General features: G+C 70.1%; 20 protein-coding genes. 14 read left to right on the top strand and 6 right to left on the bottom strand.

All coding sequences use genetic code 11. The annotated features are described in order from the left end of the window. The first annotated feature begins 180 nt into the window (after positions 1-180). Positions 181-732 (top strand): hypothetical protein, encoded by a 552-nt coding sequence (locus tag ASE15_RS16035; RefSeq protein WP_056764374.1) that lies wholly within the window; start codon positions 181-183, stop codon positions 730-732. 72 nt (positions 733-804) lie between these two features. Here ASE15_RS16035 and ASE15_RS16030 read toward each other — a convergent pair whose 3' ends face one another. After that, positions 805-1,086: a hypothetical protein gene (locus tag ASE15_RS16030; protein WP_056764371.1), complete on the bottom strand. Its 282-nt coding sequence runs from the start codon at positions 1,084-1,086 to the stop codon at positions 805-807. Then, positions 1,083-2,333: an inorganic phosphate transporter gene (locus ASE15_RS16025; protein WP_082618509.1), complete on the bottom strand. Its 1,251-nt coding sequence runs from the start codon at positions 2,331-2,333 to the stop codon at positions 1,083-1,085. The genes ASE15_RS16030 and ASE15_RS16025 overlap by 4 nt, the downstream gene beginning before the upstream one ends. 366 nt (positions 2,334-2,699) lie before the next feature. Between ASE15_RS16025 and ASE15_RS16020 the strand changes: the two genes are divergently transcribed. The 3 genes from ASE15_RS16020 to ASE15_RS16010 all read left to right on the top strand — a co-directional run bounded on the left by ASE15_RS16020 (position 2,700) and on the right by ASE15_RS16010 (position 5,552). Continuing rightward, complete coding sequence (locus tag ASE15_RS16020; protein WP_056653147.1) at positions 2,700-3,707, top strand: type IV toxin-antitoxin system AbiEi family antitoxin; 1,008 nt, start codon at positions 2,700-2,702, stop codon at positions 3,705-3,707. Further along, the gene (locus ASE15_RS16015; protein ID WP_056764369.1) at positions 3,676-4,497 is read left to right on the top strand and encodes a hypothetical protein; all 822 of its coding nucleotides are present in this window, start codon (positions 3,676-3,678) and stop codon (positions 4,495-4,497) included. Before ASE15_RS16020 ends, ASE15_RS16015 begins: the two co-directional genes overlap by 32 nt. Positions 4,498-4,595: 98 nt before the next feature. Then, positions 4,596-5,552 carry an IS481 family transposase gene (locus ASE15_RS16010; RefSeq protein ID WP_056764367.1) on the top strand — a complete coding sequence of 319 codons (957 nt, stop codon included), beginning with the start codon at positions 4,596-4,598 and terminating at the stop codon, positions 5,550-5,552. Positions 5,553-5,602: 50 nt separating this feature from the next. On the opposite strand, the gene ASE15_RS16005 is transcribed toward ASE15_RS16010, so the two are convergent. Next, complete coding sequence (locus tag ASE15_RS16005; protein ID WP_056653153.1) at positions 5,603-6,079, bottom strand: VOC family protein; 477 nt, start codon at positions 6,077-6,079, stop codon at positions 5,603-5,605. A gap of 108 nt (positions 6,080-6,187) precedes the next feature. Between ASE15_RS16005 and ASE15_RS16000 the strand changes: the two genes are divergently transcribed. After that, entirely contained in the window at positions 6,188-7,177 is a 990-nt protein-coding gene (locus ASE15_RS16000; RefSeq protein ID WP_056764364.1) for a YafY family protein, read from the top strand. 4 nt (positions 7,178-7,181) lie between these two features. Here ASE15_RS16000 and ASE15_RS15995 read toward each other — a convergent pair whose 3' ends face one another. Further along, a complete protein-coding gene (locus ASE15_RS15995; RefSeq protein ID WP_056764362.1) occupies positions 7,182-7,976 on the bottom strand; it encodes an NUDIX domain-containing protein in 795 nt (264 codons plus the stop codon). A gap of 97 nt (positions 7,977-8,073) precedes the next feature. Between ASE15_RS15995 and ASE15_RS15990 the strand changes: the two genes are divergently transcribed. The 9 genes from ASE15_RS15990 (at position 8,074) to ASE15_RS15950 (ending at position 16,673) form a co-directional block, all read left to right on the top strand. Beyond that, a complete protein-coding gene (locus tag ASE15_RS15990) occupies positions 8,074-9,132 on the top strand; it encodes an SPFH domain-containing protein (protein ID WP_056764359.1) in 1,059 nt (352 codons plus the stop codon). Between the two features lies 1 nt (position 9,133). Continuing rightward, entirely contained in the window at positions 9,134-10,165 is a 1,032-nt protein-coding gene (locus tag ASE15_RS15985; RefSeq protein WP_056764356.1) for a hypothetical protein, read from the top strand. A 48-nt stretch (positions 10,166-10,213) separates the two neighbouring features. Beyond that, a complete protein-coding gene (locus tag ASE15_RS15980) occupies positions 10,214-10,966 on the top strand; it encodes a DinB family protein (RefSeq protein WP_056764354.1) in 753 nt (250 codons plus the stop codon). 133 nt (positions 10,967-11,099) lie between these two features. Next, positions 11,100-11,936 (top strand): MBL fold metallo-hydrolase, encoded by an 837-nt coding sequence (locus tag ASE15_RS15975; RefSeq protein ID WP_056764352.1) that lies wholly within the window; start codon positions 11,100-11,102, stop codon positions 11,934-11,936. A 104-nt stretch (positions 11,937-12,040) separates the two neighbouring features. Next, entirely contained in the window at positions 12,041-12,805 is a 765-nt protein-coding gene (locus ASE15_RS15970; protein WP_056653173.1) for a cyclopropane-fatty-acyl-phospholipid synthase family protein, read from the top strand. Positions 12,806-13,042: 237 nt separating this feature from the next. Continuing rightward, entirely contained in the window at positions 13,043-13,894 is an 852-nt protein-coding gene (locus tag ASE15_RS15965; protein WP_056764350.1) for an alpha/beta fold hydrolase, read from the top strand. Between the two features lie 43 nt (positions 13,895-13,937). After that, positions 13,938-14,933: an NADP-dependent oxidoreductase gene (locus ASE15_RS15960; RefSeq protein ID WP_056764347.1), complete on the top strand. Its 996-nt coding sequence runs from the start codon at positions 13,938-13,940 to the stop codon at positions 14,931-14,933. A 47-nt stretch (positions 14,934-14,980) separates the two neighbouring features. Continuing rightward, on the top strand, positions 14,981-15,838 hold the full coding sequence (locus ASE15_RS15955; protein ID WP_056764343.1) for an alpha/beta fold hydrolase: 858 nt from the start codon (positions 14,981-14,983) through the stop codon (positions 15,836-15,838). Between the two features lie 31 nt (positions 15,839-15,869). Then, complete coding sequence (locus ASE15_RS15950) at positions 15,870-16,673, top strand: strictosidine synthase (RefSeq protein ID WP_235534477.1); 804 nt, start codon at positions 15,870-15,872, stop codon at positions 16,671-16,673. A gap of 118 nt (positions 16,674-16,791) precedes the next feature. On the opposite strand, the gene ASE15_RS15945 is transcribed toward ASE15_RS15950, so the two are convergent. Beyond that, on the bottom strand, positions 16,792-17,505 hold the full coding sequence (locus tag ASE15_RS15945) for an SDR family oxidoreductase (protein WP_056764341.1): 714 nt from the start codon (positions 17,503-17,505) through the stop codon (positions 16,792-16,794). A gap of 97 nt (positions 17,506-17,602) precedes the next feature. Beyond that, positions 17,603-18,679: an alkene reductase gene (locus tag ASE15_RS15940; protein WP_056764339.1), complete on the bottom strand. Its 1,077-nt coding sequence runs from the start codon at positions 18,677-18,679 to the stop codon at positions 17,603-17,605. Positions 18,680-18,845 lie beyond the last annotated feature (166 nt).

The following is an 18,845-nucleotide window of genomic DNA, read 5'->3' as shown; positions in this document are numbered from 1 at the left end:
TGGACGGTCGTCCAACTTCCTACCGAGGAGACCTCGCAGATCGTCGGTCATGACGCGAGATCGATGTGCCCTCTGTCACAGAACCGCGCATTATCCCGCCGTAGAGGGCGATATGACGGACATTGCAGGACGAACGTGGTATATCCCGGACGCATCGCGGTCCTTCTGCGAGGATCCGGTGTGCGCATCGCAGACAAGCAGCTCCCGACCGTCGTGCTCGCCACGCTCCTGGGCGGTGTCGCCCTGGCAGGGTGCACCACGGGCGCGGACGGGAACACCGAACCGCCGACCCCCACGCACCGGAGCACCGGCCTTCCCGACGAGGAGCCCCTTCCCGCCCCGAGCCTCACTGCGGCCGAGGCGCTCGTCCGACAGACCGCCGAGGAGCTCGACGCGGGGCTGCTCCCCGAGGGCTTCTTCTTCGTGAACGTCGTCGACATGGACGGCGGCACGACGAACGCGGTCTACGCGGACGCACCCGCCCAGGAGCAAGGCCGCATGCTCAACGTCTACTCGGGCCCCTCGGGGGACGTCGGGCTGCTCGAGGGGTGGCGCGAGGTGTCCGAGCTCTCGACGGACTTCGCGGTCTCGGCGGGTCCTTCGCTCTCCGGGGCGACTGGGACCACGGTAACGATCGACGCGTCCCCCGCCGGGGTCGTCCGCCTCATGGGTGACGGCGTCTCCGAGCAGGAGCTCCTCGACCTCGCGGCCCACCTCCTCGGCCCGGCCTGACCTCACGACGCAGGAGGCCGCCCCGTCGTGACGACGGGACGGCCTCCTGCAGGTCAGGGAGTGGTCGCGCAGCTAGTGCCCGCCGGAGGCCAGGAACCAGATGCCCACCGCGCACGCGGCCAGCACGGTCCCGAAGCACAGCACGGCTGCGGCGAGACGGACGCCCGTGGGGCGTGCCGTCGTCGGGCCGGCGGCGTCCGTGCCCGACGACGCACCCTCCACCGCGAGCGCGGCGCCCCCCGCGGGGGCGAGCAGGCGGACGCCCAGCGCGAACAGCGCGGGCAGCCCCGCACCGACGATCGCACCGGCGACGACGACCTGGAGCAGCGCGTCGAACTGGATGAACTCGCTCATGCGGGGACTCCCTCGCGACGGGTGGTGGTCGGGGCTGCGGCGACCGTGGCCTCTGCCTCGGCCGTCGCCTCGGCGGCGACGACGGTGAAGGTCTCGGCGGCGTCGACCACGGCGGCCGGCGTCTCGTCGCCGTCCCACTCGTCGTTGACGTTGTCCGCGGAGATCGGCTTGCGGCGCGAGGCGATCCAGATCGCGGCCGAGACGCCGATGAGGAGCGTGAAGACCGCGACGGTCCCGCCGACGCCGCCGATGACGTCCTGGAGCCAGAAGCAGAACGCTCCGACCAGGCCGGCCGCGGGGAGCGTCAGGCCCCAGGCGGCGAGCATCTTGCCCGCGACGCCCCAGCGGACCTTCGCGCCCGGCATGCCGACGCCGGACCCGAGGATCGAGCCCGTCGCGACGTGGGTCGTCGAGAGCGAGAAGCCGAAGTGGCTCGAGAGGAGGATGACCGCGGCCGAGGACGTCTCGGCCGCCATGCCCTGGCGCGAGTCGATCTCGACGAGGCCCTTGCCGAGCGTGCGGATGACGCGCCAGCCGCCCAGGTAGGTACCCAGGGCCATGAAGGTCGCGCAGGCGAGGACCACCCAGAACGGGACGCCCGAGTCGGCCGGGACCGCGCCGCCCGCGATGAGCGCGAGCAGGATGATGCCCATCGACTTCTGTGCGTCGTTGGTGCCGTGCGCGAGCGAGACCAGCGATGCGGACCCGATCTGGCCCCAGCGGAAGCCGCGGCTCGTCGTGTCCTGCGGCAGGTCCTTGGTGATGCGCGCGACCAGGAAGGTGCCGAGCGCGGCCACCCCGATCGCGATCACGGGCGCGAGCAGCGCCGGGATCATCACCTTGGACAGGACGCCGGTCCACAGGACCCCGCTCGTCCCGACCGCAGCCAGGACCGAGCCCACGACGCCGCCGATGAGGGCGTGCGAGGAGCTCGACGGGATACCCAGCAACCAGGTCAGCAGGTTCCAGGTGATACCGCCCACCAGACCGGCGAGCACCACCTCGAGGGTGATGATGTTCGCGTCCACGATCCCCTTGGCGATGGTCGCCGCCACGGCCAGGGACAGGAACGCCCCGACGAGGTTGAGGACTGCAGACAGCGCGACGGCGGTCTTGGGCTTGAGGGCACGTGTAGCGATGGACGTGGCCATCGCGTTGCCGGTGTCGTGGAAGCCGTTCGTGAAGTCGAAGGCCAGGGCCGTCACTACCACGAGCGCGAGCAGGATCGTCTCGGTCACGTACTCCATGGTGAATGGTGCTCGACGGGGGAATGAACCAAGTCGGCGAGTCTTCGACGACTGTTCACCTGGTGTTCATCTGGCGTTCGAAGGCCCTTCGAAAAGGGTCTGTGGGGGCTGCGCGGAGCGGGCCGGATGGGCGGTTCCGGCTCGCCATCCGGACGAGTCAGTGTGCTCTGACCACTCTCCAGGAACGTGCACCGGCACGCTCCAGCAGGAACGCCTCACGACTCACTGATCAACACCCAGGATGGTCCCCTCGGCACCATGGCACCAGCGTCGACGACACGGCCGGGGAACAGGCTGGGTACTTGACAGAGCAGCACCGGTGTTCATTATTGACCTATGTTCACTAGCGCTGAACGTGATGATGAAATGAACGCGCAGATCGTCGATCGAGTGACGGGGACTCTCCGTCGCGCCGGCGTCGACCTCCGCGTCCTGGAGTCATACCCTCGGACGGCCGAGGTCCGCGTCCGGGGAGTCCAGCGGCGCTACCAGTTGCTGATCCGACCCGACCTGACGAGTCGGAGCGCCGCGAGCCTGCCGATCCACTCCGACCTTCCCCCCCTCATCCTGACTCGGCATCTCTCGATGAACGTCGCCGACACCCTCCGCTCGCTGGCTGTCGACTCTGCGGACGAGGCGGGGAACATGCGGCTCGACCTCGGCGAGGTGCTCATCGACATCCAAGGCCGACGCCGCATCCCGGAGCCGAGCACCACTCGTGCGGGTCTTTCGGCCGCGTTTCGTCCCGCAGGTCTCCGGGTGGTCTTCGCACTGCTCACTTGGGAGGATCTCGCCGATGCTCCGTACCGCACCATCAGCGCCCGAGCCGGGACCTCGCTCGGCTCGACGACCTATGTGATGGACGACCTTGAACGCTCGGGCTTCCTCCATGTCGCCAGGAACCGCCGACGCCTGCTCCGGACGGGTGCGCTGCTCGACCGTTGGGTCGAGCTTTTCAACCTCTCGACCGCACCGACCCTCGATCTGGGACGATTCACGTCGCGCGCCCCGGGGTGGTGGCGGGACGACCTGGACGGGATCCGCTCTTCGGACGTCCTGATCGGAGGCGAGACCGCCGCCGACCTGCTGGGCACGCAGCTCTCCACCAGGAATACGGTGCTCTATGCGCAGCATCTGCCCGCCGCACTCGCGGCGCGTCATCACTGGCGGAAGGCTGACGGGCCGACGGCGGTCGCTGACGTCGAGGTTCGTCGGCGCTTCTGGACGCCTCCGCCAGAGCGCGGAGACGACCTCGTCGCTCCAAGCACCCTCGTCTATGCCGATCTCCTCGGTTCGGGCGACCCTCGCCAGAGACAGGCCGCCAACGAGCTGAGGACGACCGATGATCTCCTTGTCCGACTCGACCGATCCTGACGTCGTCCTTGCCGCACACGTGATGAGGGTGGTGCAGCCCCTCGCCGTTGCGCTCGACACCCCTGTGCTGCTCGTCGGCGCGACCGCCCGCACAGTCTTCTCGATCGGAGTGCTGGAAGCAGTCCCGTCCCGCCAGACGAAGGACGTGGACATCGCCATCGCCGTCGATTCTTGGGCGGCGTTCGCTCGGTTGACCGCCCCGCTGAGGCGCCAGGGGCCACAAGCGCACCGCTTCGTGATCGATGGCATCCCTGTGGACATCGTGCCCTTCGGCCCGCTCGAGACGGCCCGTCGGACGATCACCTGGCCGGACGAGATCGAGATGAGCGCCATCGGATTTCACGAGGCGGCGACGGATGCGCTGCACGTGGCATTGCCCGACGGAATCATCGCGAAAATTCCGTCCCCCGCGGCGCAGTGCCTCCTGAAGCTCGTCGCCTGGAACGACCGGCGAGACCGGGACACCAAGGATGCGGTTGACCTGAGGACGATGCTCTCGTGGTTCAGCTCGGGTCCGCTTCTCCAGTTCTTGTACAGCGAGCACTTCCCGCTCGTCGAGGCTCACGACTTTGATCCTGTGCTCGCCGGGGCCGAGCACGCCGGCCGGATGGTCCGGTCATTGCTGAACCCAGAGACGGCACCGATCGTCTCGTCCATCCTCGCTGGCTCGTCTGCCCGCCGACTCCTCGCTCAGGACATGGGGAGATCGCTCTTCGATACCGGTCGGCACGACCATCATGTCGCGCTCATCGACGCCTTTCACCAGGGAATGTCCGTCGAGTCCACCTAGTTGTACCCGGCCGTGAGGTTGGTGCCAGTTCCGGTTGTCGAAGGGAGGACCTCCGGGCTTAGTGGAGATGTCGAAGTCTTCACAACCCGGAGGTCCTCGTGTCCCACGCTAATGCCCGTCTGACCGTTCGCGGCAGGATGTTGATCGTCGAGCGCCGCAGGGATGGTTGGAAGCAGGCCCACATTGCTGCGGCGATGGGCGTCTCACGCAAGACAGTGCGGCACTGGCTGCACCGATTCGCTACCGAGGGCGAGACCGGCTTGGCTGACCGGTCCTCGCGCCCGCACCACAGTCCGACCAGGACGAGCGCCGAGACAGAGGCCAGGGTCGTGGCCTTGCGCCGGGAGCAGCGGCGTGGGCGGGACCAGATCGCGGCCGAGCTCGGCGTGCCGCCCCGCACGGTCTCTCGGGTCTTGGCGCGCCACCACATGCCGCACCTGGCCGTGCTGGACCCGATGACGGGCGATCGCCTGCGGGCCTCCAAAGCGATCACCGTGCGCTACGAACGTGACCGGCCGGGCGAACTGGTGCACATGGACGTCAAGAAGCTCGGGCGCATCCCGGACGGCGGCGGGTGGCGAGCCCACGGCCGCGGTGCCGAGAACGACAACCGAGACCGCAAGCACGGGACCGGGTATGACTACGTCCACTCACTCGTGGACGACCACTCCAGGCTGGCGTACTCCGAGATCCTCCCCGACGAGAAGGGCACCACCTGCGCCGAATTCCTGACCCGCGCGATCGGCTACTTCGCCACCCACGGCATCACCCGGATCGAACGCCTCATGACGGACAACGCCTGGGCCTACCGCTGGTCGCTGCGGGATCTGTGCGCCGCCCACGACATCCAGCAGAAGTTCATCAAGCCGCATTGCCCCTGGCAGAACGGGAAGGTCGAAAGACTCAACCGCACCCTGACCACCGAATGGGCCTACCGACAAGTCTTCACCTCGAACGACGAACGGACCGCAGCCCTGGCACCCTGGCTCGAGTACTACAACACCCGACGTCGCCATCAAGCCCTCGGCGGGCAACCCCCGATCAGCCGGCTGTAACCAACGTCCTGGCCGGGTACACCTAGTCCGTCGACCGAGGCGAGATGTCCTCACCCCTCGCGCCCCTCCAGGACCGCGAGGTAGTGCGGGTTCTCCATGACGCCGAGCACGTTGCCGAACGGGTCCACGACGGCCGCGGTCACGAACCCGCCGTCGCCCTGCGGGGTCACGGGCTGGTACTCGGTCCCGCCCAGCGCGAGCAGTCGCTCGTAGGTCGCGGCGACGTCGTCGACGTGCCAGTAGACGACCGCCCCGCCGGGCTGCGTCGCGGCGCCCGCGGGCGCGTACGAACGGTCGATGATGCCGAGCTCGTGCTGGTAGTCGCCCACCCGGAACTCGACGTACGCGGCCGGGGCCGGCGCGGGCGGCATGACGTAGTACGGGTCGACGCCGAACACCTCGGTGTACCAGGCGACCGCGGCCGGGACGTCGTCGGACCAGAAGCTCACGGTCGTCAGGCCGCGCGGGGTCGTGGCAGCGGTGCGTGCGGTGGTCGCGCTCGGGGTCGTGCGGGTCGTGTCGCTCATCGTCGGGCTCCTCGTCCGGGGCGGTCCAGCAACGGTTCGTGCTGATGTCTCCCACGCTAGAGACCCTTGTGGAACGTGCGGTTCCTCAATCGCTGCGAGACTCGAGGAATGCTGGATACCTCGGTACGGCTCCTGCGGCTGCTGTCGCTGCTCCAGGTGCGGCGAGAGTGGTCGGGTGCGGACCTCGCGGCGCGCCTCGACGTCACGACGCGCACGGTGCGCAACGACGTCGAACGCCTGCGCCTGCTGGGCTACGAGGTGCGTTCGCGTACCGGGACCGCGGGCGGCTACCGCCTCGCGGCGGGCTCCGAGCTGCCCCCGCTCCTGCTCGACGACGACGAGGCCGTCGCGGTCGCCGTGGGCCTCCAGGCCGCGGCCGCCGGTTCGGTCACGGGCATCGAGGAGACGTCGGTGCGGGCGCTGGCCAAGCTCGAGCGGTCGCTCCCGTCGCGGTTGCGCCACCGCGTCGACGCGCTGCGCCGCGCGACCGTGTCGGCAGCGGCGGGCGGCCCGACGGTCGACGCCGAGGTCCTCACCGCGGTCTCGACAGCGATCAGCCGCAGCGAGCGCGTGCGCTTCGACTACGTCGGGCGCGACGGCCTGGCGACCCTGCGCGACGTCGAGCCGCACCGCCTCGTCTACACGGGCCGCCGCTGGTACCTGCTCGCGTGGGACACCGCGCGCGAGGACTGGCGGACGTTCCGCGCCGACCGCATGAGCCCGCGGACCCCGGGCGGTCCGCGGTTCACGCCGCGCGAGCCGCCCGAGCCCGACGTGGCCCAGCACGTCGTGCGGGGCGTCGGGTCGACCGCCTGGCGTCATCGGCCGCGCATCCGCTTCCTCGCGCCCGCGACGGAGATCGCCGCGCGCGTCACCCCGACCGCAGGCATCCTCACGGGGTCCGACGACGGCACGTGCGTACTGGAGACCGGCTCGGACTCGCTGATCGACGTCGCGGGCTTCCTCGCGACGATCGACACCCCGTTCGAGGTGCTCGACCCGCCCGAGCTGCGCGACCTGCTGCGCCGCCTCGCCGACCTCTACTCCGCGGGCGCGCGCGAGCCGGCGGAGGGCCCCGGGGAGGCGGGCGCGCGGTAGCCGGTCACCCGGCGGGCCGCATGAGGGGCGGGTTGAGCACGGCGGGCACCGACGCAGGGGCCTCGTCCTTCCCGACGACGTCACGCGCCCCGGCGGCCCGCTCCGCCTCGGGCGCGAGCCGGTAGAGCGCGGCGGGCCGGCCCGTCCCGCCCGAGGTCGACTCCCCCGTCTCGACGAGGAACCCCGGGGTCCCGACGGCCTTGCGATGGAAGTTGCGGGGGTCGAGGCGCGTGCCCCACACGGCCTCGTAGACCGCACGGAGCTGGGCGATCGTGAACTCGGGGCCGCAGAAGGCCGTCGCGAGCGTCGAGTACTCGAGCTTGGCGCGGGCGCGCTCGACACCGTCGCGCAGGATCCGGTGGTGGTCGAACGCGAGGCCGGCGCCGTCCGCGAGCGCCTCGTCCACGGGGTACCAGCCGACCTGCGCGGCGTCGCTGCCCGCGGCCGGCAGGCCGTAGGTGGGCGCGAGCAGCAGGTGCGCGACCGAGAGCACGGGGCCGCGCGGGTCCCGGTCGAGCGGCCCGTAGGTGCGCAGCTGCTCGAGGTGCCCGGGAACCGCGACGCCCGTCTCCTCGGCGAGCTCGCGAGCCGCGGCCTGCGGCAGGGTCTCGCCCGCGAGGACGAACCCGCCCGGCAGGGCGAGCCGGTCGCGGAACGGGTCGAGCAGGCGCGTCACGAGCAGCACCTGGAGCGTGCCGTCGCGGACCGTGAGCGCGACGACGTCGACCGTGACCGGGATCCGGGCGGCCGAAGGCGGCGTGGCTGACGCGGGTGACGCGGGCGTCTCGCGAGGGCTCATGCTCCCCACCCTACCTGCTTATCGTCAAGTTGACTCTAAAGACGGTCGAGGCTTATCGTCAATGTGACACAAACAACGACGACGGACGGAGCCTCCCATGGCCACCATCAAGCGCTACCCCTGGCTGCGACACTTCCTCGGCAGCCCCACGGGCGCCGTGATCCACCTCAAGGCGGGACGGGTCGCGCACCACGGGATCGGCCAGGCGTTCTGGTTCCGGCCAGGCACGTCGGTGCTCAGCGAGGTGCCGGTCGACGACCAGGAGCTGCCCGTCCTCTTCCACGCCACGACGCGTGACCACCAGGACGTCACGGTCCAGGTCAACGTGACCTACCGCTTCGCCGACCCGGCGGTCGTCTCGCAGCGCCTCGACTTCGGGATCGACCCCGACTCGGGCGCCGCCACGACGACGGGCCGCGACCAGGTCGCGACGATCATCGGCCAGCTCGCGCAGAGCCACGCGATCGACCATCTCGCAGCCGTGCCGCTCACGACCGCGCTCGAGCAGGGCGTGAGCCAGGTCCGGGCCCAGCTCGTCGAGGCGCTGGGGTCCGACGCCCGGCTGGCCTCGACGGGCATCGAGGTCCTGGGGGTCCACGTGCTCGCAGTCCGTCCCGACGGCGACGTCGAGCGCGCCCTGCAGACCCCGCTGCGCGAGCACGTCCAGGCCGAGGCCGACCGGTCGACGTACGAGCGGCGGGCGCTCGCGGTCGAGCGCGAGCGCACCATCTCGGAGAACGAGCTCGCGAGCCGAATCGAGCTCGCGACGCGGCGCGAGCAGCTCGTCGCGCAGGAGGGGGCCAACGCGCGGCGCGAGGCCGAGGAGGCGGCGGCTGCCGCCCTCGTCGAGGCCCGGGCCGCGGCCGAGCGGCGCGACCTGACCTCGCTCGCGCAGGCCGAGGAGATCCGCCGGATCGGCGAGGCGAACAACGCGAAGTTCCGGACCGTCATGGACGTCTACGAGGGAATGGACCAGTCGACCATCCTGGCCGTGGCGATGCGCGACCTCGCCGGGGCCCTGCCCAAGATCGGCAGCCTGACCATCACGCCCGACCTCCTCAGCGGGGCGCTCGCCGCGCTCACGGGAGCGGGAGCGGGTTCGGCCGCCGGCGCGGGCGCGGGCGCCCCCGTGGCCCCCGCCCACCGGGGAGCCTGACGTGCCCCTCCAGCGGCGGGCCGTCGTCGTGCACCGACGCACCGAGCTCGACGAGCTCCTCGACCGGCACGCGACCCGTGGGCAGGCCGAGTTCTTCCTCCGCTCGCGCGGCCGCACCCTTGCCGCGGTCCAGGAGCGGCACGACACCGTGACCGCGGCGCGAGCCCGGGTCGCCGCCGCGATCCCCGAGGAGTGGCGTCGTGCCGACGTCGAGCGGGCCGACCTCGGCCGGTTCCTCGTGGCCCCCGAGGACGTCGTGGTCGTGGTCGGCCAGGACGGCCTGGTCGCGAACGTCGCCAAGTACCTCACGGACCAGCCCGTGCTGGGCGTCGACCCCGAGCCGGGGACCAACGCGGGCGCGCTCGTCCGGCTCGACGTCCCGACGGCCGTCGGGCTCCTGCAGCGCGCGGGCCGCGCGACGCGAGCAGCGATGGCAGCTCACGAGACGGGCGGGCGCGGGACGGACGGGCGCGCGCCCAGCGGGCCCGACGACGGCGCCACGAGCCACGTGCTCGGGCTGCGGACCGAAGACCTCACCACGGTCCGGGCGTCGCTCGACGACGGTCAGGTCCTCACCGCGCTCAACGAGGTCTTCGTCGGTCACCCGTCGCACCAGTCGGCGCGCTACCGGATCGCGGCGGACGGTCCGGGCGACGCGTCCGGCGGTCGAGGCGTGACCCGCGGATCCGTCAGGAACGAGCGCCAGTCCTCGTCAGGGGTCATCGTCGCGACGGGGGCCGGGGCCACGGGGTGGTGCGCGTCGATCGCTCGCGAGCGCGGCGGACGCCGGCTCCCCGGCCCCACCGACCCGGCACTCGCATGGTTCGTGCGCGAGGCGTGGCCGTCACCCGCGACGGGAGCAGACCTGACCGAGGGGCTCCTCGACGCGGGCGGCGAGCTCCGGCTCACGGTCGAGTCGGACCAGCTCGTGGTGTTCGGCGACGGCGTCGAGTCGGACCGGCTCGTCGCGTCGTGGGGCCAGGAGGTCACGGTGCGGGTCGGGGAGAACCGGTTGCGGCTGGTCGTGGGGTGACCTGATCGTCGCCGGGCAGGACCGCCCGAGGTCGGTCATGGTGGAGGGATGACGACCTATTCCGGGACGAAGGAGTTCGAGGGCGCGACCTTCGTCAGGGCCAGCTTCAAGGGCGCCACCCTGCGGTTCTCCGACGTCAGCGGCGTGAGGATGCGCGGCGTCGACCTGGACGGGCTCGACGTCGACAGCCATGACCTGTTCTTCGGCAGCCTGATCGTCAACGGGGTCGACGTGGTGCCGTACGTGGACGCCGAGCTCAACCGGCAGTTCCCGGGCCGCGAGCTGCAGAAGTCGCAGACGGTCGAGGGGCTGCGCGAGGGGTGGGTCGCCGTGCAGTCCGCGTGGCAGGAGACGGTGGAGGGCACACCCCCGGACCTGGTGGACGCCCACGTGGAGGACGAGTGGTCGCTGGCCCAGACCCTGCGTCACCTCGTCCTGGCGACGGACGCCTGGCTCCGGGGCGGGATCCTGCGGATGCAGCAGCCGTTCCACGAGATCGGGCAGATCTTCACCGGCGCCGGCGAGATGGGCTTCGACATGTCGATCTTCCGCACGGACACACCGACGTACGAGGAGATCCTCGCGGTGCGGGCCGAGCGGCAGGGGCAGGTCACGGCGTTCCTGGCCTCGGCCACCCCGGAGCTGCTCGCGGAGGAACGCGACGACCCGTGGGGCGGCGGTGACTGGCACCCCAGCGTCGGGGACTGCGTGCGCGTGATCCTGGAGGAGGAGTGGGCGCACCTGCGCTACGTCCGGCGGGATCTCGCTCTGCTCCGGTCGGCCCCGCTCGCGTCACCGTGAGGCTCCGGGCCGGGTGGGCCCGAGGGGACACTCCTGCCGTCGTGAGCTCGTCGCCCACGAAAACTGCGCCGCCCGGCGATGAGTTCCGCCTCGCACCACGGTCAGACCTGGGAGCGAGCGAGAGGAAGCACCCATGCTGGAGCAGGTTGCGCAGGGCGTGATGGTCCATCGGAGCGAGCTGCTCCAGAACAACACCGTCGTCGTACAAGGCCAGACCGGCGTCCTGGTCGTCGACCCGGGACTGACGCGCACCGAGATGGCCTGCCTGGCCGACGACCTGCGCGACCTGGGCCTGCCGGTCGTGGCCGGCTTCTCGACACATCCCGACTGGGATCACGTGCTCTGGCACCCTGGGCTCGGCGACGCCCCCCGCTACGGGACGGCTCGCTGCGCGGCCGTCATGCGCGACGTGCGGTCGCAGCCGAACTGGAGGGACCGCGCCGCCGAGGGCCTGCCACCGGAGATCGCCGAAGAGACACCGCTGGACGGGTACGGCCTCATCACCGGGCTGCCCGCCGGAACCGCGCGGATCCCGTGGGACGGCCCGGAGGCACGCATCGTCGAGCATCCGGCGCACGCTCCCGGTCATGCCGCCCTGCTGATCGAAGCGCGCGGCGTCCTCGTCGCCGGCGACATGCTCTCCGACCTCTTCGTCCCCATGCTCGACGACTTCGGAGAGACCAACGATCCGATCGAGGAGTACCTCGTGGGGCTCCGGGTGCTCGAAGACGCGGCGGACGACGTCGCCATCCTCGTTCCTGGCCATGGGTCCGCCTGCGGAGCTGATCAGGTACGTGCACGGATCGACCTGGACCGGGCGTACGTGCATGCCTTACGAGACGGAACCGCTACCGATGACCCGCGGATCGGCCCATCGGCCAAGCCCGGCTGGGAATGGGTGAACGACATCCACGAGGGACAGGCCCAGGGCGTCGCACGACGAAGAGAGCGCGACGAGCCGCCCGGCTAGAGGCTCCGACTCACGAGCCGCTGACGCACCGCAGAAGGATCGCGCCTACGGAGTGCCGATCCGCACCGGCAGAGCGACCGTCGCTCCTCGCATAGGGTCCGGGGATGGAACGATCCACCCTCTTTCGCCTGGCACACTCCGAGCACCCGATCGCGTCGCCGCTGAGCGATGCCCGCGTCGAAGGCCTCCTCGACCGGACGACGGGCGGCCGACGGAGCGTCCTCGACCTCGGGTGCGGTGACGGCACGTGGCTGCTGCGGGCGCTTGTCCGGGAACCCGGCCTCACCGCGGTGGGGGTGGACATGTCCGACGTCGGGTTCGAGGAGACGCTGGCCAAGGCTGCTGCCGCGGGCGTGGCAGACCGGCTGACGCTGGTTCAGGGCGACGTCCGGGAGTACGTGAGCGAGGTGCCGTTCGACGCGGTGCTCAGCGTGGGCGCGGCGTACGCGTTCGGGGGCCTCGGCCCCACGCTCGAGGCCGCGCGCGGCCACCTCGCCGCCGACGGTCTGCTCCTGCTCGGCGACTGCTTCTGGCCTGCGCCTCCGACAGCGGCCGTCCTCGACGGCCTCGGCGGCCTCTCGGCGGACGAGTACCTCGACCTGCCCGGCACCGTCGACCTCGTGACGCGGCACGGGTGGGCGACGGTGCACGGGCACGTCAGCACGCTCGAGGAGTGGGACGACTACGAGTGGGCGTGGACCGGGGCTCCGGCACGCTGGGCGGTCGAGAACCCGGACCACCCTGACGCGGGTGAGGTGCTCTCCGAGGTCGAGAAGCACCGCAACGGCTGGCTCCAGGGGTACCGAGGCGGTCTGGGGTTCGTCACGCTGGTCCTGCACCCGGGCCGGGCGACCGTCACGAGTCCCTGAAGATCCGTCTCCCGGTAGCGTCGAGATACAGGTCCGACACACCCAGACTGCCCCTGCCGCGCCACGCCTGGGTACAGACTCCCGCCCGGCTCGTCGCCAGGGAGGACATCGCTCTCTCGCCGCAAGACTGCGTCAGCTCGCCACGGTGCGGGTCGGATCGGCGATGCCCTTGACAGTAATTCTGACTACGCTCAGACTTGAGTGGAGTCGGGATGGTCGTCGGGTAGGGGATCTGGCATGTCGGAGCAGCAAGGGCCGTTGGCCTCTCGGGAGGCGCCCACCCGGGTGGTCGACGTTGCGGGTGCGGGTCTCGTGTATCGCGATCTGGGGCCGCGATCTGGGGTCCCGTTGGTGGTTCTGACGCATCTGGGGGCGAATCTGGATGGTTGGGATCCGCGGATCCTGGAGGGGCTCTCGCAGGATCGTCGCGTCATCGCTCTGAGCTACCGCGGCGTGGGGGATTCGACCGGACAGGTTCGCGACTCCATCGAGGAGATGGCCGCGGACGCGCTGGGAGCGATCCAGGGCCTGGGGTTCGATCGGATCGATCTGTTCGGTCTGTCGATGGGCGGCATGGTCGCCCAGGCGATGGCCGCGAAGGCTCCGGGATCGATCGATCGACTGATCTTGGCAAGCTCCGGGCCTGCGGGTGGGCCGGGGATTCTTGCCATGACTCGCGTCATGGTGAGCACCGTGCTTCGTGCTGCGGTCACGTTCACCGATCCGAGGGTCCTGCTGTTCTTCACCCGCACTCCTGCTGGAAGGCTGGCCGCTCGCGAGTACCTCGTGCGGCTCAGGGAGCGCAGGAGCATGCGAGAGAAGGGCGTCAGTCCTGGCGTCTACCGGGCACAGCTGGCCGCCGTGCATCGCTGGGGCCGCCAGCAGCCCGCTGACCTGTCGGTGTGGTCGGGGCCCGTGTGGATCGTCCATGGCGACAGCGACCGGATGGTGCCACCGGCCAACGCCGCCGCCCTGGCAGGCCTCCTGCCTGCCGCCTCGGTCACGATGTACCTGGACGCAGGGCACGGCGCGGTCTTTCAGCATCACAGCGCGTTCGTCGCCGCCGCGCGCGACTTCCTGCGTCGCTGACCACCATCACCCCACCGACAGATCCGTAGGAGACAGAGAGATCATGCGAGCGTTCGTGTTCGACAAGTACAAGGGCCCCCTGCAGGAGACAGACGTCTCTGAACCGGCCGTCGGCGAGCACGACGTGCTCGTACGGGTGCAGGCCGCCGGGCTGAACCAGCTCGACGAGAAGATCCGTACCGGCGAGTTCAAGCAGATCCTGCCGTACAAGCTCCCGTTGATCCTCGGCCACGACCTCGCCGGGACCGTGGTCCGCGTCGGTGCGAAGGTGCAGGGGTTCGAGCCGGGTGACGAGGTCTACGCTCGCCCGCGCGACGGCCGGATCGGTACCTTCGCCGAACGCATCGCCGTCGACGAAGCCGACCTGGCACTCAAGCCCGCATCGATCAGCCTGGAGCAGGCCGGATCCCTGCCGCTGGTGGCCCTGACCGCGTGGCAGGCACTGGTCGAGCGCGGGAAGGTGCAACCGGGCCAGAAGGTCCTCATCCACGCTGGCGCCGGCGGCGTCGGCACGATCGCGATCCAGCTCGCCAAGCACCTGGGTGCGCACGTCGCCACGACCGCCAGCGCGGCCAACGCTGACTTCGTCCGTGAGCTCGGCGCGGACACCGTCATCGACTACCGCAGCCAGGACTTCGAGGAGCTCCTCGATGGATACGACCTGGTCCTGGACAGCCTGGGCGGGCAGAACCTCGAGAAGTCCTTGCGCGTGCTCCGGCCCGGCGGGAAGGCGATCGGGATCTCGGGCCCCCCGGACCCGGCCTTTGCCCGCGAGGCAGGCCTGAACCCGGTCTTGCGCCTCGCGATCACCGCACTGAGCGCCACGATCCGTCGCCAGGCCAAGAAGCTCGGCGTGACCTACGAGTTCCTGCTCATGCGCGCCAGCGGCGACCAGCTGCGCCAGATCACCGCCCTCGTCGAGAAGGGGACGCTGCGCCCCGTCGTCGGGAAGACGTTCTCCTTCGACCAGACAGCTCAGGCCCTCGACGCCCTTGCCCACGGCAAGGTTCGCGGCAAGGCCGTCATCACCAACCCCTGACCCGTCTCCGACGAGTCCTGATCACGACCAACCTCGAGGGAGACATCATGACCTCCAGCCAAGAGCCCGTCATCACGTCCTACGCGAAGGCCCCGGCAAAGAGCATCACCGCGGGAGGGGTCACGTTCGCCTACCGTGAGCTCGGCCCGAAGGGCGGTATCCCGGTCGTGTTCTTCGTCCACCTGGCCGCGACCCTGGACAACTGGGACCCACGCATCGTGGATGCCATCGCGAAGACCCGTCACGTCATCACGTTCGACCAGCGAGGCGTCGGCGCCTCCTCAGGCACCGTCCCCCACACCCTCGAGGCGGCCGCTGACGACGCCTACACGTTCATCACCGCGCTCGGTCTCGACAAGATCGACATCTTCTCCTTCTCCATGGGCGGCATGATCGCCCAGGACCTGGTCGTCAAGCACCCTGACCTGGTCCGCAAGCTCGTCCTGACCGGCACCGGCCCCCGCGGCGGGAGGAACATCGACAAGGTCGTGGGAGTCACGTACTGGGACATCTTCCGGTCGGTCATCACCCGGTCGGACCCGAAGGAGTTCCTCTTCTTCAACCGGGACAAGGTCGGCAAGAAGGCCGGGAAGGCGTTCGTGGAACGCCTCAAGGAGCGCACCGTCGACCGTGACGCGCCGATCTCCAACAAGGCGTTCGGCACGCAGCTCAAAGCGATCCAGCGGTACGGCCGCTCGGCCCCGTCGGATCTCTCGGTGATCACTCAGCCGACCCTGATCGCCAACGGCGACAACGACCGCATGGTGCCCTCCATCCTCTCCGCAGACCTGCACCAGCGCATCAAGGACTCGGAGCTGATCATCTACCCCAACTCCGGCCACGGCGGCATCTTCCAGTACTGGGAGAAGTTCGCCCCGGTCGCCGCGAGATTCCTCACCGACTAGCGCCCGACGGCACACGAAGAGAACGGACGGCATGAAGATGAGCGGCAACGTCACGACGACACCGGAGGTGTCGAAGCACTTCACCTCGTCCATCCTGTTGTGGATGCGCACCGACCAGCCCCGGCAAGCGGGCATGGACCGGTGGAAGGGCCCTCACTCGGGCATCATCTCCGCCACCCCCGGCCTTCTCGAGTACCGGCAGATCCACCTCGCCGAGCACAACCCCGGCCGCTGGCCAAACGCCTCCGGCATCGAGACGGCAATCCCGGAGGATCGGCGGATCGACGGGATCGCCGAGGTCACCTTCGAGAACGCCTTGTCCCCGCTGGTCGGCCGCAAGCAGACCGCACTGGCGTTCGAGGACGAGGTGAACATCTTCCGTCGCACGCTCCTGCATGCCGGCCCTCCCGGATCCTCCCGCTGGTACGACGTCGCCCCAGGCGAGAAGCCCGGGTCCCGCGCGATCATCTACCTGCGCCGCGGGGACGGCGAGGGCACGGTCGCGTTCCACACGTTCGTCAAGAAGGAGCTCACCCCCGCGCTCCTCACGACGGGCGGCCTGAAAGAGCTGCGCACCCAGGTGTTCCTGCCGTGGAACGAGAAGACGTGGGACACCCCGAACGTCGCCCACGACAACCCCGACGACCAGCACCTGCACGCCTCGGTCATCCTCGGCTTCAGCGACGACGCCGCCCGCGACGCGTTCTACGACGATCACGCCGGCCACCTCACCGAGCTGCTCGACCCGCACGTGTCCGCGATCCACGCCTACGACGTGGACACCGCACTGACCTACGTGAAGAACGGCAAGATCCTGCCCCACTACGAGGAGTAGCCAGCCGGCAGAAGAAGTTCGGCGCACCGGAGCTCAGCGCCCGCCGTTGCGCTGTTCGTCGTGACTGGTGCGGGCTGCGCCGCGGTCACCGGCACCGCGGCGCAGCCCGCTCGTAGGATCAGGCGTTCGCGTTCACCAGCTGGGGATAGACCAGCTCGAGGGGGGCGCTGAGCCCGGCCTTGGCCTGCACGGACGTCTGATCGGCCAGGACCTCGAGCTCACCCGCTTCGACGGCGTCGAACACGATGCGCACGAGGTCGGCCGGGTCGGTCTTGGGGTCGCTGGCGTGCGCGGCCATCGCGGTGTCGACGTAGCCGACGTGCACTCCCACGACCTGGACCCCGGCAGGGGCGAGCTCGAGTCGCAGGGAGTTGGTGGCCGACCACAGGGCCGCCTTGGTCGCACTGTAGATGCCGGCGACCGCGTACCAGCTCAGCGCGGAGTGGATGTCGACGATCACCGACTCGCTCTTCGCCGTGAGGATCGGGGCAAAGGCCCGGGTGAGGAAGAGCGGGCCGAGGAAGTTCGTCTCGACGTTGGCACGGATCTCCTCATCGGTGTGGGTGAGGATGCCGGCGCTGGACACCGATGCGCCTGCGTTGTTGATCAGTACCGTCACGTCCGGGGCAGCCTGGACCGCGGCCGCGATGGACACGGGGTCGGTGACGTCGAGGGCAAGAGGGACGATGCGCTCGTCGCCCCAGGTGCGGGGGGTGCGCGCGCTGGCGTAGACCTTGCTCGCTCCTCGGGCCAGTGCTTGGTGGACGAAGTGGGTTCCGATCCCGCCGTTGGCTCCGGTGACCAGGACGACGGCGCCGTTCAGTGATGACATGTTCTGCTTCTTTCTTCGTGTGTGGACGCGATGTGCGGAGGCGTGAGCCGCCCACCCCGCCGGGGCGGAGCAGGGCGGGCGGCTCACGGGCACGCGCTCAGGCGCGTGTCAGGACCGGGTAGTCCGTGTACCCGGCCTCACCGCCGCCGTACAAGGTGGTGGGGTCCACCTCGTTCAGCGGGGCGTCGGTGCGCAGGCGCTCGACGATGTCGGGGTTGGCCAGCGCGAACCGTCCCAATGGCGCGACGTCTGCCAGACCCGCGTCGATGTCGTCGGAGATCTGCTCGCGTGAACGCCCGTACCGCACCACGAGCACCGCGGTCGGCCAGGTGTCGCGGAACGAACGCAGCAGCTCGTCGTCGCCGACGTGGTGCACGTGAAGGTAGGCCAGGTTCAGTCCCGCGAGCTCGCCGACCAGGTGCCGGTACTGGGCGCGCACCTGCTCGGTGTCACCCTCGTCGATCCCGCCCAGGGGCATGGACGGCGACAGACGGATGCCCACGCGGTCGGCTCCGATCTCCTCGGCCACCGCACGAGCCACCTCGATCACGAACCGGGACCGGTTCTTCACCGATCCGCCGTAGGAGTCCGTGCGGTGGTTCGCGTTCGGGGACAGGAACTGGTGCAGCAGGTACCCGTTCGCGCCGTGGATCTCCACGCCGTCCGCGCCGGCGGCGATCGCAGAGGCTGCCGCGTGACGGAAGTCCACGATCGTGGTCTGGATGTCGTCGATGCTCAGCTCACGGGGCACCGGAGTCTTCTGCGGGCCCGTGGCGGTGAACATGTCCTGCTCGGCGGAGATCGCCGACGGCGCGACCGGCTGACGGTGATGCGGGGTGTTGTCCGGGTGTGAGACGCGCCCGACGTGCATCAGCTGGATGTAGAGCGCGCCCCCGCTCGCGTGCACCTCGTCGGCGACTTCGCGCCAGCCCGCGACGTGTTCCGGGGTGTAGATGCCCGGGGTGTTCAGGTACCCCTGCCCATCTGCCGAGGGCTGGACCCCTTCGGTGATGACGAGCCCGAGCGAGGCGCGCTGCCCGTAGTAGCGGGCTGTCAGCGGCCCAGGGGTGCCGTCCGGGTTCGCCCGGCTGCGGGTCATGGGAGCCAGTGCGAGCCGGTGGGCAAGCTCCACGCGGCCGAGCGTGAACGGCTGCCAGAGGGAAGACGTGGTCATGAGGCTGTTCGTCCTTCACATCGAGGGGTCGCGAACGCCACCGCCGCCCATCACCCACCAGCCGGTGGACACCAAGGTGTCCCCCGAGAATGGGAGAATGAGGCCCGATACTTCCGAGCCCACACAGTAGTGACTATGCTCGGAACTGAGCGCAGTCAGGTTCTAT

The sequence above is a fragment of the Oerskovia sp. Root22 genome (genome assembly GCF_001429135.1).
GTDB lineage: Bacteria > Actinomycetota > Actinomycetes > Actinomycetales > Cellulomonadaceae > Oerskovia > Oerskovia enterophila.
The sequence above is the reverse complement of the archived record's forward strand: the minus strand, read 5'-3'. Positions and strand labels throughout refer to the sequence as shown.

What these genes read in the sequence shown, in the direction of transcription:
- ASE15_RS15960 (WP_056764347.1), top strand. Translation starts at nt 13,938, where the DNA reads ATGCGAGCGTTCGTGTTCGACAAGTACAAGGGCCCCCTGCAGGAGACA.
- ASE15_RS15955 (WP_056764343.1), top strand. Translation starts at nt 14,981, where the DNA reads ATGACCTCCAGCCAAGAGCCCGTCATCACGTCCTACGCGAAGGCCCCG.
- ASE15_RS15980 (WP_056764354.1), top strand. Translation starts at nt 10,214, where the DNA reads ATGACGACCTATTCCGGGACGAAGGAGTTCGAGGGCGCGACCTTCGTC.
- ASE15_RS15975 (WP_056764352.1), top strand. Translation starts at nt 11,100, where the DNA reads ATGCTGGAGCAGGTTGCGCAGGGCGTGATGGTCCATCGGAGCGAGCTG.
- ASE15_RS16000 (WP_056764364.1), top strand. Translation starts at nt 6,188, where the DNA reads ATGCTGGATACCTCGGTACGGCTCCTGCGGCTGCTGTCGCTGCTCCAG.
- ASE15_RS16030 (WP_056764371.1), bottom strand. Translation starts at nt 1,086, where the DNA reads ATGAGCGAGTTCATCCAGTTCGACGCGCTGCTCCAGGTCGTCGTCGCC.
- ASE15_RS15990 (WP_056764359.1), top strand. Translation starts at nt 8,074, where the DNA reads ATGGCCACCATCAAGCGCTACCCCTGGCTGCGACACTTCCTCGGCAGC.
- ASE15_RS16015 (WP_056764369.1), top strand. Translation starts at nt 3,676, where the DNA reads ATGATCTCCTTGTCCGACTCGACCGATCCTGACGTCGTCCTTGCCGCA.
- ASE15_RS15995 (WP_056764362.1), bottom strand. Translation starts at nt 7,976, where the DNA reads ATGAGCCCTCGCGAGACGCCCGCGTCACCCGCGTCAGCCACGCCGCCT.
- ASE15_RS16020 (WP_056653147.1), top strand. Translation starts at nt 2,700, where the DNA reads ATGAACGCGCAGATCGTCGATCGAGTGACGGGGACTCTCCGTCGCGCC.
- ASE15_RS15950 (WP_235534477.1), top strand. Translation starts at nt 15,870, where the DNA reads ATGAAGATGAGCGGCAACGTCACGACGACACCGGAGGTGTCGAAGCAC.
- ASE15_RS15940 (WP_056764339.1), bottom strand. Translation starts at nt 18,679, where the DNA reads ATGACCACGTCTTCCCTCTGGCAGCCGTTCACGCTCGGCCGCGTGGAG.
- ASE15_RS15965 (WP_056764350.1), top strand. Translation starts at nt 13,043, where the DNA reads ATGTCGGAGCAGCAAGGGCCGTTGGCCTCTCGGGAGGCGCCCACCCGG.
- ASE15_RS16025 (WP_082618509.1), bottom strand. Translation starts at nt 2,333, where the DNA reads ATGGAGTACGTGACCGAGACGATCCTGCTCGCGCTCGTGGTAGTGACG.
- ASE15_RS15970 (WP_056653173.1), top strand. Translation starts at nt 12,041, where the DNA reads ATGGAACGATCCACCCTCTTTCGCCTGGCACACTCCGAGCACCCGATC.
- ASE15_RS16005 (WP_056653153.1), bottom strand. Translation starts at nt 6,079, where the DNA reads ATGAGCGACACGACCCGCACGACCCCGAGCGCGACCACCGCACGCACC.
- ASE15_RS15945 (WP_056764341.1), bottom strand. Translation starts at nt 17,505, where the DNA reads ATGTCATCACTGAACGGCGCCGTCGTCCTGGTCACCGGAGCCAACGGC.